Source organism: Streptomyces sp. NPDC054863 (assembly GCF_053610825.1).
Map to the genome: position 1 here is coordinate 52,460 of NZ_JBSGZD010000007.1, position 13,551 is coordinate 66,010.

General features: G+C 71.8%; 12 protein-coding genes. 8 read left to right on the plus strand and 4 right to left on the minus strand.

All coding sequences use genetic code 11. The features are described from left to right. The first annotated feature begins 219 nt into the window (after positions 1-219). The 3 genes from ACWGIG_RS03035 to ACWGIG_RS03045 are packed head-to-tail and all read left to right on the plus strand — an operon-like array spanning position 220 to position 3,532. A complete protein-coding gene (locus ACWGIG_RS03035; RefSeq protein WP_453319724.1) occupies positions 220-1,743 on the plus strand; it encodes a flavin-containing monooxygenase in 1,524 nt (507 codons plus the stop codon). Beyond that, positions 1,740-2,666: an alpha/beta fold hydrolase gene (locus ACWGIG_RS03040; RefSeq protein WP_453319725.1), complete on the plus strand. Its 927-nt coding sequence runs from the start codon at positions 1,740-1,742 to the stop codon at positions 2,664-2,666. Before ACWGIG_RS03035 ends, ACWGIG_RS03040 begins: the two co-directional genes overlap by 4 nt. Next, positions 2,663-3,532, plus strand: coding sequence for an SDR family oxidoreductase (locus ACWGIG_RS03045; protein ID WP_453319726.1), 870 nt, complete (start codon positions 2,663-2,665; stop codon positions 3,530-3,532). Before ACWGIG_RS03040 ends, ACWGIG_RS03045 begins: the two co-directional genes overlap by 4 nt. An 84-nt stretch (positions 3,533-3,616) precedes the next feature. Here the strand turns inward: ACWGIG_RS03045 and ACWGIG_RS03050 are convergent, their stop codons facing one another. Both ACWGIG_RS03050 and ACWGIG_RS03055 read right to left on the minus strand, forming a co-directional pair. Next, positions 3,617-6,907, minus strand: a complete 3,291-nt coding sequence (locus ACWGIG_RS03050; RefSeq protein WP_453319727.1) for a S41 family peptidase — start codon at positions 6,905-6,907, stop codon at positions 3,617-3,619. A gap of 54 nt (positions 6,908-6,961) precedes the next feature. Continuing rightward, on the minus strand, positions 6,962-7,354 hold the full coding sequence (locus tag ACWGIG_RS03055; protein ID WP_453319728.1) for an SsgA family sporulation/cell division regulator: 393 nt from the start codon (positions 7,352-7,354) through the stop codon (positions 6,962-6,964). 140 nt (positions 7,355-7,494) lie between these two features. On the opposite strand from ACWGIG_RS03055, the gene ACWGIG_RS03060 reads away from it, so the two are divergent. From ACWGIG_RS03060 to ACWGIG_RS03075, 4 genes are all read left to right on the plus strand, one after another. Next, positions 7,495-8,571 carry an energy-coupling factor ABC transporter permease gene (locus ACWGIG_RS03060; protein ID WP_453319729.1) on the plus strand — a complete coding sequence of 359 codons (1,077 nt, stop codon included), beginning with the start codon at positions 7,495-7,497 and terminating at the stop codon, positions 8,569-8,571. Position 8,572: 1 nt separating this feature from the next. After that, complete coding sequence (gene cbiQ, locus ACWGIG_RS03065) at positions 8,573-9,337, plus strand: cobalt ECF transporter T component CbiQ (RefSeq protein ID WP_453319730.1); 765 nt, start codon at positions 8,573-8,575, stop codon at positions 9,335-9,337. Continuing rightward, positions 9,322-10,086: an energy-coupling factor ABC transporter ATP-binding protein gene (locus ACWGIG_RS03070; protein WP_453319731.1), complete on the plus strand. Its 765-nt coding sequence runs from the start codon at positions 9,322-9,324 to the stop codon at positions 10,084-10,086. The genes cbiQ and ACWGIG_RS03070 overlap by 16 nt, the downstream gene beginning before the upstream one ends. 173 nt (positions 10,087-10,259) lie before the next feature. Further along, the gene (locus ACWGIG_RS03075; RefSeq protein ID WP_453319732.1) at positions 10,260-11,420 is read left to right on the plus strand and encodes a serine hydrolase domain-containing protein; all 1,161 of its coding nucleotides are present in this window, start codon (positions 10,260-10,262) and stop codon (positions 11,418-11,420) included. Between the two features lie 74 nt (positions 11,421-11,494). Here ACWGIG_RS03075 and ACWGIG_RS03080 read toward each other — a convergent pair whose 3' ends face one another. Together ACWGIG_RS03080 and ACWGIG_RS03085 are read right to left on the minus strand one after the other, a co-directional pair. Next, positions 11,495-12,397 carry a D-alanyl-D-alanine carboxypeptidase family protein gene (locus ACWGIG_RS03080; protein WP_453319733.1) on the minus strand — a complete coding sequence of 301 codons (903 nt, stop codon included), beginning with the start codon at positions 12,395-12,397 and terminating at the stop codon, positions 11,495-11,497. Positions 12,398-12,545: 148 nt separating this feature from the next. After that, on the minus strand, positions 12,546-13,001 hold the full coding sequence (locus ACWGIG_RS03085) for a hypothetical protein (protein WP_453319734.1): 456 nt from the start codon (positions 12,999-13,001) through the stop codon (positions 12,546-12,548). Between the two features lie 100 nt (positions 13,002-13,101). Between ACWGIG_RS03085 and ACWGIG_RS03090 the strand changes: the two genes are divergently transcribed. Continuing rightward, the gene (locus ACWGIG_RS03090) at positions 13,102-13,512 is read left to right on the plus strand and encodes a PPOX class F420-dependent oxidoreductase (protein ID WP_453319735.1); all 411 of its coding nucleotides are present in this window, start codon (positions 13,102-13,104) and stop codon (positions 13,510-13,512) included. The last annotated feature ends 39 nt before the right edge of the window (positions 13,513-13,551 follow it).

Below are 13,551 nucleotides of genomic sequence, written 5' to 3' on the forward strand. Positions count from 1 at the left end.
CCGTCGCCGGGGCCGCTGTCCCGTCGACCGTCCTGCCTGCGTTCGTCGCCCTGTTCGGGGGACTCGGGTGCTTCTTCCACGCGGCGAACCTTATTCCGTACCGTCAGTAACTTTCCCACGCCTGCCCCCTACCGATCAGTACGTCACTGCCTTACGCTCCCAACCATGCCAGTGATTGCTGGCAGAGTTGTGGAGCGTCGAGTGCGGGAGGCGTCGGGCATGGCCGAGTTCGAGCACGAGCATGTACGAGTGGCGGTGATCGGGTCCGGGTTCGGTGGCCTGGGGGCCGCCGTCCGGCTGCGCCGCGAGGGGATCACCGATTTCGTCGTCCTGGAGCGGGCCGGTTCCGTCGGCGGGACCTGGCGGGACAACAGTTACCCGGGGTGCGCGTGCGACGTGCCGTCGCACCTCTACTCCTTCTCCTTCGCGCCCAACCCGGAGTGGCCGCGCACCTTCTCGGGCCAGGAGCACATCCGGGCGTACCTGGAGCACGTCACCGACACCTTCGGGCTGCGCCCGCACATCCGCCTCCACCACGAGGTGACGATGATGACCTGGGACGCCGAGAAACTGTGGTGGAGGATCGAGACGGCGAACGGGAAGACGCTCGTGGCCGATGTCGTCGTGTCGGCGACAGGACCGCTGTCCGATCCCAAGACGCCGGACATCCCCGGTCTCGGCACCTTCCCCGGGAAGGTCTTCCACTCCGCGAAGTGGGACCACGACTACGACCTCACCGGCAAGCGCGTCGCGATGGTCGGCACCGGCGCCTCCGCCATCCAGATCGTGCCCGCGATCCAGCCCGACGTCGAGAAGCTGACGCTCTTCCAGCGGACGCCGCCGTGGGTGATGCCGCGCATGGACCGCCAGATCAGCGGGGCCGAGCGCTGGCTGCACCGGCAGGTGCCCGTCACCGGCGCCGTGCGGCGCAGGATGCTGTGGGGGATCAGGGAGCTTCAGGTCCAGGCGTTCACCAAGCGGCCCAACGAACTGGGCTTCATCGAGAACATCGCCAGGGCGAACATGGCGAAGGCGATCAAGGACCCGGCGCTGCGGGCCAAGCTGACCCCCTCGTACCGCATCGGCTGCAAGCGGATCCTGCTGTCGAGCACGTACTACCCGGCGCTCGCGCAGCAGAACGTCGACGTCGTCGCCTCCGGACTGAGCGAGGTGCGCGGCTCGACGGTCGTCGCCTCCGACGGTACGGAGACCGAGGTCGACGCGATCATCTTCGGTACGGGCTTCCACGTCACGGACATGCCGATCGCCGACCGGGTGGTGGGCGCCGACGGCATCACCCTCGCCGAGGCGTGGAAGGGCGGCATGGAGGCGCTGCGCGGTGCGAGCGCGGTCGGCTTCCCCAACTGGATGACGGTCATCGGCCCGAACACGGGGCTCGGCAATTCGTCGATGATCCTGATGATCGAGGCACAGCTCAGCTATCTGGCCGACTACATGCGGCAGTTGGACGTCCTGGGCGGGCGGGTGGCCCTTTCCGTGCGGCCGTCCGCCGTCGGGGCGTGGAACCGCCGTGTGCAGGAGCGCATGAAGCGCACCGTCTGGAACACGGGCGGCTGCGACAGCTGGTACCTGGACGCGAACGGCCGCAACACGACGGTCTGGCCGGGCACGACGTCGGAGTTCCGGCGGGCGACCCGGGAGGTCAACCTCGCGGAGTACGAAGTGGTGCGTGCGCAGGCGGCGTCGGAGGAACGGGCAGTGGCCGAGGAGGCTGTCGCATGAGGCGTGTCGCGGGTGGACTCGGGCTTGACGTACGGGAGTTGACCGTCACCTCCGCCGACGGGGCGCGGCTGCACGTCGAGGTGTACGGGCAGGACGGCGCGCCGACGGTGGTCCTGGCGCACGGCTGGACGTGCTCGATCGCGTTCTGGGCGGCCCAGATACGGGAGCTGGCACGGGAGTTCAGGGTCGTCGCGTACGACCAGCGGGGGCACGGGCGCTCGCCCGAATCCGCCGCGTACTCGACGGACGTGCTCGCCGACGACCTCGAAGCGGTACTCGCCGCGACGCTCGCCCCCGGCGAGAAGGCCGTGCTGGCCGGGCACTCCATGGGCGGCATGACCCTCATGGCGGCGGCCGGACGGGCCGGTTTCGCGGAGCACGCGGCAGCGGTGCTGCTGTGCAGCACCGGGAGCGCCCGGCTGGTCGCCGAGTCGCTGGTGCTGCCGATGCGGGCGGGCGGCCTGCGGACCAGGCTGACGCAGTCGGTGCTGGGGGCGAAGGCGCCGCTGGGTCCCGTCACGCCGGTCTCGAAGGCGGTCCTGAAGTACGCGACGATGGGGCGCGGGACGGCCCCGGAGCGGGTCGCGGAGTGCGCACGGATCGTGCACGCGTGCCCGAGGAGGGCGCGGGTGGGCTGGTCGCACGTGCTGGCCGGGCTCGAACTGGCCGCAGGGGTAAGTGCGTTGGCCGTTCCGGCCGCCGTGGTCGCGGGCGCCGACGACCGGCTGACGCCGCCCGTGCACGCCCGCGAGATCGAGGCCGCGCTGCCGCACTCGCTGGGGCTGACGCTGCTCACCGGGGTCGGGCACATGTCGCCGGTGGAGGCGCCGGAGCTCGTCACCGGGAAGATCCGTGAGCTCGTGGGTACGTACGTCGCCGCTGGTGCGGGAGTGGGAACGGAATGCGGGGAGGAAGTCGCGTGAGCTACAGCCTTGAGGGTCAGGTCGCGGTCGTCACGGGAGCGGCGCGGGGCGTCGGCGAGCTGCTGGCGCGGAAGCTGTCGGCGCGGGGTGCGAACGTGGCGCTCATCGGGCTCGAACCCGAGCTGCTGAAGGACGTCACGGGACGGCTGCACACCGAGAGCGACTGGTGGTACGCGGACGTCACCGACCACGAGGCGATGGCGCGCGTCGCGCAGGAGGTCAAGGAGCGGTTCGGGAAGGTCGATGTCGTCGTCGCGAACGCCGGGGTGGCGTCCGGGGGGCCGTTCGTGGACTCCGACCCGGAGGCCTGGCGGCGGGTCATCGAGGTGAATCTGGTGGGGGGTGCGGTGACCGCGCGTGCCTTCCTGCCGGTGCTGATGGAGAGCCGGGGGTACTTCCTGCAGATCGCGTCGCTGGCGGCGATCACGCCGGCGCCGATGATGAGCGCCTACTGCGCGTCGAAGTCGGGCGTCGAGGCGTTCGCGCACTGCCTGCGGGCGGAGGTCGGCTACAAGGGCGTACGGGTCGGGGTCGGCTATCTGTCGTGGACCGACACCGACATGGTGCGGGGCGCGGACCAGGACGACGTGATGCGGGAGCTGCGGCAGCGGCTGCCGTGGCCCTCGAACCGGACGTATCCGCTGGGTCCGGCCGTGGACCGGATCGTCGCGGGGATCGAGCGGCGCTCGCACCATGTGTACGCGCAGTGGTGGCTGCGGGGGATGCAGTCGGTGCGGGGGTATCTGCCGGGGGTCATCGGGACGGTGGGGCAGCGGGAGATGAGGCGGTTCGAACCGAGGCTGGCCGGGGTGAGCCGGGGGCTGGTGGGGGCGGGGGGTGCGGCGGACGAGACGGCGCGAAGCTGAGGGAGGGGCGGGTGCGGGTGCGGCCGGTGGGCTTCGTGCGGGTGCGTGGTGGCTGGTCGCGCAGTTCCCCGCGCCCCTGGAGGGTCACCTCGGTGGCAGGTTCGGGCGGCGCTTGTCCGGGACTGCTGAGAGGTCAGGGGGGGTTGCTGCCGGGGTTTGGGAGAGGAGGTCCAGGGCCACCTGGACCGCGTCGTCCAGGACCGCGTAGCGGCCTTCCGCCCAGTCCAGTGGGGTGCGGAGGGCTTCGATGTCGGGGCTGACGCCGTGGTTCTCGACCGCCCAGCCGTACTCGTCGAACCACGCCGCGTTCATCGGCACCGTGATGACGGTGCCGTCGCCCAGTGGGTGGCGGCCCGTCATGCCGACCACGCCGCCCCAGGTCCGCTGGCCGACCACCGGGCCGAGGGAGAGGAGCCGGAAGGCGGCGGTGATCATGTCGCCGTCGGAGGACGTCGCCTCGTCGGCCAGGGCGACCACCGGGCCGCGTGGGGCGTTCGAGGCGTAGGAGATGGGTTGGGCGTCTCGCGTCAGGTCCCAGCCCAGGATGCGGCGGGTCAGCTTCTCGATGACGAGCTCGCTGATGTTGCCGCCCGCGTTGCCCCGTACGTCGACGATGAGGGCCGGGCGGGATACCTCCAGGCGCAGGTCGCGGTTGAACTGGGCCCAGCCCGAGCCGCCCATGTCGGGGATGTGGAGGTAACCGCACTTGCCGCCGCTGAGGTCGCGCACGACCTCGCGGCGTTTGGCCACCCAGTCCTGGTAGCGGAGCGGGCGTTCGTCGACGAGGGGGACGACGGCCACCCGGCGCGGGCGGGTTTCCGTACCCTCCGGCGCCTCCGGGAGGAAGGTCAGCTCGACCGTGGTTCCTCCTGCCGCCGCGAGGAGGGGGAAGGGGCCCGCGACCGGGTCCACCGGGCGGCCGTCCACATGGGTCAGGACCGCTCCGACGCGGATTCCGGTGCCCGCCAGAGGGGACCTCGCCTTGGAGTCGGACGAGTCGCCGGGGAGGATGCGGGAGACGGTCCAATTGCCGTTCTTGACGTAGAAGTTGGCGCCGAGGAGGCCCATCGCGCGCTGGTAGTGCGGGGGGCCTTCGTTGCGTCGGGCGGGGGCGACGTAGGCGTGGGAGGTGCCCAGCTCGCCCAGGACCTCGCGCAGGAGGTCGGCGAACTCGTCGGGGGAGGCGACCCGTTCGACCAGGGGGCGGTACTGGTCGAGCACGGCCGGCCAGTCGATGCCGCCCATGTTCGGTTCCCAGAAGTACGCCTTGATGATGCGGCCCGCCTCCGCGTACGCCTGCCGCCACTCCGCGCCCGGGTCCACGTCGTGCAGGATGCGGCGCAGGTCCAGGTGGACGGTCGAGTCGTTGTCGCCGCGTTCCGCCGACGGTACGGCGCGCAGTTCGCCGTCCTCCATGACGACGAGCCGGCTGCCGTCGCCGCTGATCGCGAACCACTCCAGATCGTCGGCGAGTTCGGTCTTGCGGGCCTTCGCCAGGTCGAAGTGTTCGAGGGTGGGGCGGCCCGAGGTGTCGGCGGGGTTGGCGAAGGTCTCGCCCAGCGCGCCGGAGATCGGCCAGCGCAGCCAGACCAGTCCGCCGCCGCTGACCGCCGAGAGGGACGAGTACTTGGAGGCTGCGACGGGGAACGGGGTGACCCGGTTGGACAGGCCCTCGACCTCCACCGTCACCGTGCCGTCGCCCTCCGCCGCCTCGTCCGGGTCGAGACCGCCCGCCGCCGGGCGCCCGTCGGGGGAGAGGGCGAAGGGGGAGGGCGTGGCCGAGGACAGCGGCACGAGGTAGGGGCGGCAGCCCAGGGGGAAGGAGAGGTCTCCGGTGTGGACGTCGTACACCGGGTCGAAGCCGCGCCAGGAGAGGAAGGCGAGGTAGCGGCCGTCGCTCGTGAAGGCCGGGTTCTCGTCCTCGAAGCGGCCGTTGGTGACGTCGATGACGAGGGGGTGGGCCGGGTCGTTGATGCGGGCCATCTTGATCTGGCGCAGGGAGCGGCCGATGCCGGGGTGGGACCAGGTCAGCCAGGCCCCGTCCGGGGAGAAGGCGAGGTCGCGGACGGGGCCGTTGATGGAGCGGATGAGCTCGGTCAGGTTCTCCTCGCCCTCCGTCACGGTGAGCAGGAGGAGGCGGCCGTCGTGGGAGGCGACGGCGACCCGGCCGCCCTCGGGGTCCGACAACAGTTCGTGTACGCGGCCCAGTTGGCCGGAGGCGAGCCGGCGGGGTGCCCGTGCGCCCGCCGCTCTCGGCAGGTAGGCGATCTCGACGGCGTCCTCGCCCTCCGCGTCCGTCACGAAGGCGACCTGCCCGCTGGAGCCCAGCATCTCGGGCAGTCGTACCCGTACCCCCGGAGTGTCGGCGATCGTGCGGGCCGGGCCGTCGCGGTGGGTCAGCCAGTAGAGGCTGCCGCGCACCGAGACGGCGCTCGCGCGGCCCGTCGTGTCGACCGCGAGTCCGCCGACCTGGCTGGCCGCCGGGACCTGGTAGCCGCGCCGGCCGGTGCGCGGGCCGCCGAGGCGCACGTCCAGCTTGCGCGGGACCCCGGTGGGCGAGAAGTCGTCGACCAGCCACAGGTCGCCCGCGCACTGGTACACCACCCGCGACCCGTCCGAGGACGCGTGCCGGGCGTAGAAGGCGTCGTGGTCGGTGTGGCGGCGCAGGTCGGAGCCGTCGACCGCGCAGGAGTAGAGGTTGCCGATGCCCTCGTGGTCGGAGAGGAAGGCGATCCGGTCGTCGCCCACGAACATCGGGCAGTCCAGGTGCCCGTTCAGGTCGGGGAGCAGCCGTTCGCCGTGCAGCCACAGGCGGCCCGTCGCGCCGCCCCGGTAGCGCTTCCAGGCGGCCGGTTCGTGCGGCGGCTTTCCGGTCAGGAGGAGCGTGCGGCGCTCGCCCTCGCAGCCGGGGAGCGAGTCCGAGACGGCGATGTCGGAGACCGGGCCCCACGGCAGCCTGCCGCCCGGGCTGCCGTCGGTGGGCAGCGAGTACGCCCACGAGAAGTACGAGAAGGGCTGGTTGTGGGAGGACACGGCGAGGACGTGCCCCTCCGGGGTCCAGCCGCAGACCCGGGCGTCGACCGCGCCCCAGTGCGACAGCCGCCGGGAAGGACCGCCGTCGACCGGGGCGAGGTGCACCTCGGGGTCGAGGCTGCGCCACGTCGTGTACGCGAGGTGGCTGCCGTCCGGCGAGAAGCGCGGGTGTCCGACCCGGGTCCGGTCCACCGTGAGCCGCCAGGCCCGCCCCGGGGCCTGTCCGGCCGGGGCGATCGGCGCCACCCACAGATCGTCCTCCGCGACGAAGGCGAGGGTGTCGCCGTGCAGGTGCGGGAAGCGGAGGTAGCCGGGGGCATCGTTGTTCGTGGGCACTCGCATGCCCTCATGCTTTCCGCGCCAGGGGGGCCCGGCAACTCGTACGGTCCGATCTCTTTATGCGTACGTGCGTCGCAGGAAGCGGACCAGGGGTGCGCAGTCGAGCTGGAGCAGCACCACGCCGCGTGCGGCGTGCAGCTCCAGCACCGCCTGCACCCGCCCGCACGGCCAGATGCGTACGTCGCCCTGTTCGGCGGGTGCCCGCAGCCCCGCTTCCAGCAGGGCGCGGGGGAAGGTCCACACCCGGCGGTCCGGGCTCGGGCCCGGCGCGGGGAGCACGACGCTCACCGCCCGTGCGTCGCGGGCGGGGTCGTGGCGCAGGGTCACCGGGAGGCAGAGCGGGGCCGGTGCGTCGGTGATCAGGCCCGCGCGCAGTTCCATCTCCAGGGCGGGCGGGCCCCCGGAAGCGGCGTCGGCGGCGCTCTGCGGGCTCTCCACGGTGCGGGACATCGGCCCGCCTCCTCACCTCGGACGTACGCAACACTCACATTCGCAGCATTTGCCATCTAATGTCCCATATTTTGCTGCGGCTCTGACGTGGGTAGTTGTCCGGCGTGAGTTTTTGCAACTGAGTGGCAGGGAGCTCCGCCATGCATGTGCCCGACGGATTCATCAACGCCCCCGTGTCCCTGGCGGCCGGAGTGGTGGCCGCCGCCGCCGTCGGCGTCAGCCTCCGCGGGGCCCGGCGCGAGCTGGCGGACGAGCGGGCGGCGCCGCTCGCGGGCCTGGTCGCCGCGTTCGTCTTCGCGGTGCAGATGCTGAACTTCCCGGTCGGCGCCGGGACCAGCGGACACCTCCTGGGCGGCGCGCTCGCCGCGATACTCGTCGGCCCGTACACGGGGGTGCTCTGCATATCCGTCGTCCTGCTCATGCAGGGCGTCCTGTTCGCCGACGGCGGCCTGACCGCGCTCGGCGTGAACATCACGGTGATGGGCGTCGTCACCGTCCTCGTCTCGTACGGGATCTTCCGCGGCCTCGTGAAGGTGCTGCCGCGCGGGCGGCGCCGCTCGTTGACGGTGTCCGCCTTCGTCGCGGCGCTCGTCTCGGTCCCCGCTGCCGCCGCCTTCTTCACCCTGATCTATGCGATCGGCGGCACCACGGACGTCTCCGTCGGCAAGGTGCTGACCGCGATGGTCGGCGTGCACGTGCTGATCGGCATCGGCGAGGCGGCGATCACCGCGCTCACGGTCGGTGCCGTGCTCGCGGTGCGGCCCGACCTGGTGCACGGGGCGCGCGGGCTCGCGGCGCCGCTGAAGCTGCGGGTGGGCGGGGAGCTGGTGGACGCGCCGGCCCCTCCGCGGGACAGCGCGGCCGTCCCGGTCGCCGCACGCTCCTCCCGGAAGGTCTGGGGCGTGGGGCTGCTGTCCGCGCTCGTCCTCGCCGGTGTCGTGTCGTTCTACGCGTCGGCGAGCCCCGACGGACTGGAGAAGGTCGCCGCCGACCAGGGCATCGACAAGAACGTGCGCGAGCACGCCGCCGCGGACTCCCCGCTCGCCGACTACGGCGTCAAGGACATCGGCAACGCGCGCCTCTCCGGAGGCCTCGCCGGAGTCATCGGCGTCGGCGTGACCGTCGCGGTCGGCAGCGGCATCTTCTGGGTGGTCCGCAGGCGGCGCGACGAGGGCGCGTCGGACTCCTCGGGCTCCTCGGACAGGGCTGTGGTCTGACATGGGCGCCGGTCACGCCCACGCGCTCTACCGGCACGGCCACAGCCCCGTGCACGCCCTGCCGCCGCACTGCAAGCTCGCCGCCGTCCTCGCCTTCGTGGTCGTCGTCGTGTCGACGCCCCGGGAGGCGGTGTGGGCGTTCGCCGCGTACGCGGGGCTGCTCGCGGGCGTCGCGTACGCCGCGCGCGTCCCGGCGCGGCACCTGCTGGGCCGGATGCTCGTCGAGGTGCCGTTCGTGGCGTTCGCCGTCCTGATGCCGTTCGTGGCGGAGGGGGAGCGGGTGGAGGTCGCGGGGCTCTCGCTGAGCGTGTCCGGGCTGTGGGGGGCGTTCAACGTCCTGGCGAAGGGGACGCTGGGCGTCGCGGCCTCCGTACTGCTCGCCTCGACGACGGAGTTGCGCGAACTCCTGCACGGGATGGCGAAGTTGAGGCTGCCACCGTTGCTCGTGCAGATCGCGACGTTCATGATCCGGTACGGGGACGTGATCGCCGGCGAGCTGCGCCGGATGTCGATCGCGCGGCGCTCGCGCGGGTTCGAGGCGCGGGGCGTACGGCACTGGGGCGTACTGGCGAAAACGGCGGGGGCTCTCTTCATCCGCTCGTACGAGAGGGGCGAGCGGGTGCATCTGGCGATGATGAGCCGGGGGTACACGGGAGTGATGCCGGTGATCGACGAGGTGCGTGCGTCGCGGGAGCAGTGGGTGGTGGCGGGGGCGTTGCCGGGGGCGGCGCTGACGGTGTGTCTGACGGGATGGGTGTTGCTGTGAGTGCTGCTGCGTCGCTTGAGGTGAAGGGGCTCGCGTATGCCTATCCGGACGGGCACCAGGCGCTGTTCGGGGTGGACCTGAGGATCGGGAAGGGAGAGCGGGTCGCGCTTCTCGGGCCGAACGGGGCCGGGAAGACGACTCTCGTCCTGCACCTGAACGGGATCCTCACGGCGGGGGCCGGGTCGGTGGAGGTGGCGGGGCTGCCGGTCGCCAGGCGGAACCTGGCGGAGATCCGGCGCCGGGTCGGGATCGTGTTCCAGGACCCGGACGACCAGCTCTTCATGCCGACGGTCCGGGAGGACGTCGCTTTCGGTCCCGCGGCGGGCGGGATGCGGGGGGCGGAGCTGGAGGCGTGCGTACGGGGGGCGTTGGAGCAGGTCGGGATGGGGGAGTTCGCGGACCGGGCACCGCACCATCTGTCCTTCGGGCAGCGGAGGAGGGTGGCGGTGGCGACGGTGCTGGCGATGCGGCCGGAGATCCTGGTGCTGGACGAACCGTCGTCGAACCTCGACCCGGCGTCGCGGCGCGAACTCGCGGACATCCTGCGGGGGCTGGACGTGACGGTGCTGATGGTCACGCACGACCTGCCCTACGCGTTGGAGCTGTGCGGGCGGGCGGTGGTGCTGAGTGAGGGGTGTGTGGTGGGGGACGGGCGGACGCGGGACATCCTGTTGGACGAGGGGTTGATGCGGGCGCATCGGCTGGAGCTGCCGTTCGGCTTCGATCCGGGCTCGGTCCGGGTGGGCTGAGGCGCCCGGCCCCGCGCGACCGCACGCCCTCGCCGTTGCACACCGTGCGGGTGCGTCGTGGCTGGTCGCGCAGTTCCCCGCGCCCCTAAAAGCCTGCCCCGCTCCCGGGGCATTCAGGTGGTCCCGGCACCATGGGGTGGGGAGAACGCCGATCGAGTGGAAGTGGTGTGCGCGTGGACGTCCAAGGCACGGTGGCGGCCGGGTTCGAGCCGGTCAGGGACGCCTTCGTACGGAACTTCCGGCAGCGCGGCGAGCGTGGTGCCGCCGTCGCCGTCTACCGGCACGGGCACAAGGTCGTCGATCTCTGGGGCGGCACCCGTGACGTCGACGGCACCGTGCCGTGGGCCCTCGACACCGCCCAGGTCGTGCGGTCCGCCGGGAAGGGGATAGCCGCCGCCGTGCCGCTGCTGCTGCACCAGCGCGGGCAGATCGACCTCGACGCACCGGTGGGGACCTACTGGCCGGAGTTCAAGGCGGCGGGCAAGGGGCGGGTGCTGGTGCGGCATCTGCTGTCGCACCGGGCCGGAGTTCCGGCGCTCGACCGGCCGTTGACGCCCGTCGAGGCGTGTGACGGTGAGTCGGGGGCGCGGGCCGTCGCCGCCCAGGAGCCCGAGTGGGAGCCGGGGAAGGACCACGGCTATCACGCGCAGACGTACAGCTTCCTCACGGCGGAACTGGTGCGCCGGGTGACCGGGCGGACCATCGGGCGGTGGGTCGCCGAGGAGATCGCGCGGCCCTTGGGCCTCGACTTCTGGATCGGGCTGCCGAAGGAGGAGGCGCACCGGGTGGGGCGGATCGCACCGATCGACGAACCCCCGTCGGAGGGCGGGCTGAAGCTCAGGCCCAAGCGGGCCGTGAGCGAGGCGTACGCGGACCCGGCGTCGCTCACCCGCCGTGCCTTCGGCGCCATCGATCCGCTGCCCGACGAGAACGACCCCGCCTACCGGGCCGCCGAGCTGCCCGCGTCCGGTGCCATCTCCACCGCCCGGGCGCTCGCCCGCTGCTATGCCGCGATGATCGGCCAGGTCGACGACGGGGCACGGCTGTTCGCGCCTGCCACGCTCACCCTGGCCCGTACCGAGGAGTCCTCGGGGCCCGACCGGGTCCTGGTCGTCAACACCCGTTTCGGTCTGGGCTTCATGCTGCACGGGTCGGCTTCGCCGCTGCTCGGGCCGGGGTCCTTCGGGCACCCGGGGCGGGGCGGGTCGCTCGGGTTCGCCGACCCGGAGTCCGGTGTCGCGCTGGGGTACGTGACCAACGGCCTGCGCAAGGGCGTCACCGCCGACCCGCGCGCACTCGCCCTCGTCGCGGGCGTACGGGCGGCCTTGGCGTAGGGGGGCAAAAATAATGTCTCACTTACACCTGTAAGTGAGACATTATTCGTGAGGGGGTACGGCGGGGCCGGAGATCAGAGCTTGAAGCCGTAGTCCATGATCTTCTTCGCGTCGGAGGTCCGGTTGGCCTCGTTCGACGAGGCCAGGACGGCGCCGACCACCGTGCGCTTGCCGCGGGTCGCGGCGAACACCAGGCAGTACTTGGCCTGCGGGCCCGAGCCCGTCTTCACGCCGATGGCACCCGAGTAGCTGCCGAGCAGCCTGTTGGTGTTGGTCCACTTCATGTCGCGGTAGCCACCCTTCTTGGTGGTGACCCGCTGTGTGATCGACTTCGTCTTCACGACCGCGCGGAAGTGGTTGTTCTTGATCGCCTGCGCGGCCAGCTTCGAAAGGTCGCGCGGCGTCGAGTAGTTGGCGCCGTTGCCGATCCCGTCGAAGGAGTCGAACCTCGTGTTCTTCATCCCGAGGGTCTTCGCCGTCGCGTTCATCTTCCCGACGAACGACTTCACGCGCGCGTCCCGCGTCTTGCCCGTACCGAACTTGTCGGCCAGTGCGTATGCGGCGTCGCAGCCGGACGGCAGCATCAGCCCGTACAGCAGCGCCCGCACCGGCACCTTGTCGCCGACGATCAGCCGCGCCGACGAAGCGCCCCTGCGCACGATGTAGTCGCTGTACGCCTTGTTGATCGTGACCTTGGTGTCCAGGTTCAGCCCCTTGGTGCGGAGCACCACCAGAGCCGTCATGATCTTGGTCGTCGAACCGGTGGAGAGCCGGGTGTCACCGGCCTTGCCGTAGTACGTACGCCCCGACGCCCCGTCCAGCAGGAAGCCGCCCTTGGCGACGATCGACGGCACCTTGGGCTTGGCGGCGGGCGCGGCCTGCACGGCGGGCGCGACGACCGCTCCGGCGGCGAGCAGGGATCCGGCCGCGACGAGAGTCGCTGCGGTGCGACAGGTCGCCTTAAGTCCAGTTTTCAACGTGGATGCTCCAAATGCCATGAAAAGGGGGCCACATGAGGGGGCCGCCTGCTCATGTGACACCTGTGAAGGAGGAATGGATGCGCTGCGGACACAGTCTTTACCCATTCGCTACCTCGGCCGCCTACGGGGCCGCTTGTGGGGCCACTTACGGGCGGGCGTCGAACCGGTGCCGGAGCTTGCCGTCCGACCCGTACACATCGAGGAAGTAGCCCTGGGGGGCCTCGAAATCCTCGTGCTTCTTCAGATGGCCCAGCAGCGAGGCCCGGAGCTCGTCGAAGCGGGCCGCGTCGCTCTTCGTGCCCGTCGACCACACGATCACCCGAGGCAGCTTCTCCGCGACCGCCTCGCTGTCCACCCCCTGCACGGCCTTGTCGCCGCCGTTCTTCCGGAACCGCTCGGCGCGCTGGGCAGCCTTCAGCGGTACGGGGCCGATGGTCGTGGTGTCCGCGTAGTACGGCGGCGCGGAGTGCCGCTCGGGCCCCGGCGCTCCGGGCCCCGCCGGCTCGCCCCGCGAGGTGCAGCCGCCGGTCAGCAGGACGGCGGCGAGGAGCAGGGCGAGCAGCGGGACGTTTCCGCGACCGCGCGGCATGGTGAGGTTCACGGTCCGGAGAGTAGCGGCGGTACGGGGCGCCTGTGCCGGGATCGGCGTGCAGGTCGCCCCTTCGGGTGGAGCCGGCGGGCCTGGACCTAGGATCCCGATCATGCCCACCTCACTGAGCGACACCGCCCGCAAGCTCCTCGACGGCCGCAGCCCCGCGATCCTCGCCACGCTCAACCCCGACGGCAGCCCGCAGACTTCCCCCGTCTGGGTGGCCCGCGACGGCGACGACCTGCTCATCTCCTCACAGGCCGGCCGCCGCAAGGTGACGAACGTGATCCGTGACCCGCGCGTCAGCCTGACCATGTACGACCTGGCGGACACCGACAGCTACGTCGAGGTACGCGGCCTGGCCACGGTCACCGAGGACGAGGGCCGCCGGGTCGCCGTCGCCCTGGCCGAGAAGTACGAAGGCCCGGGCGCGGGCGAGGAGTACCTCCAACTGCCGGTCGAGCAGGTGCGGGTGACGATCCGCGTCGCGGTCGGCCGGGTGCTGGGGAGTGCCGCGCACTGAGGGGCGGGGCGCGGCAACCGGAGGGCGACACCCGCCTGT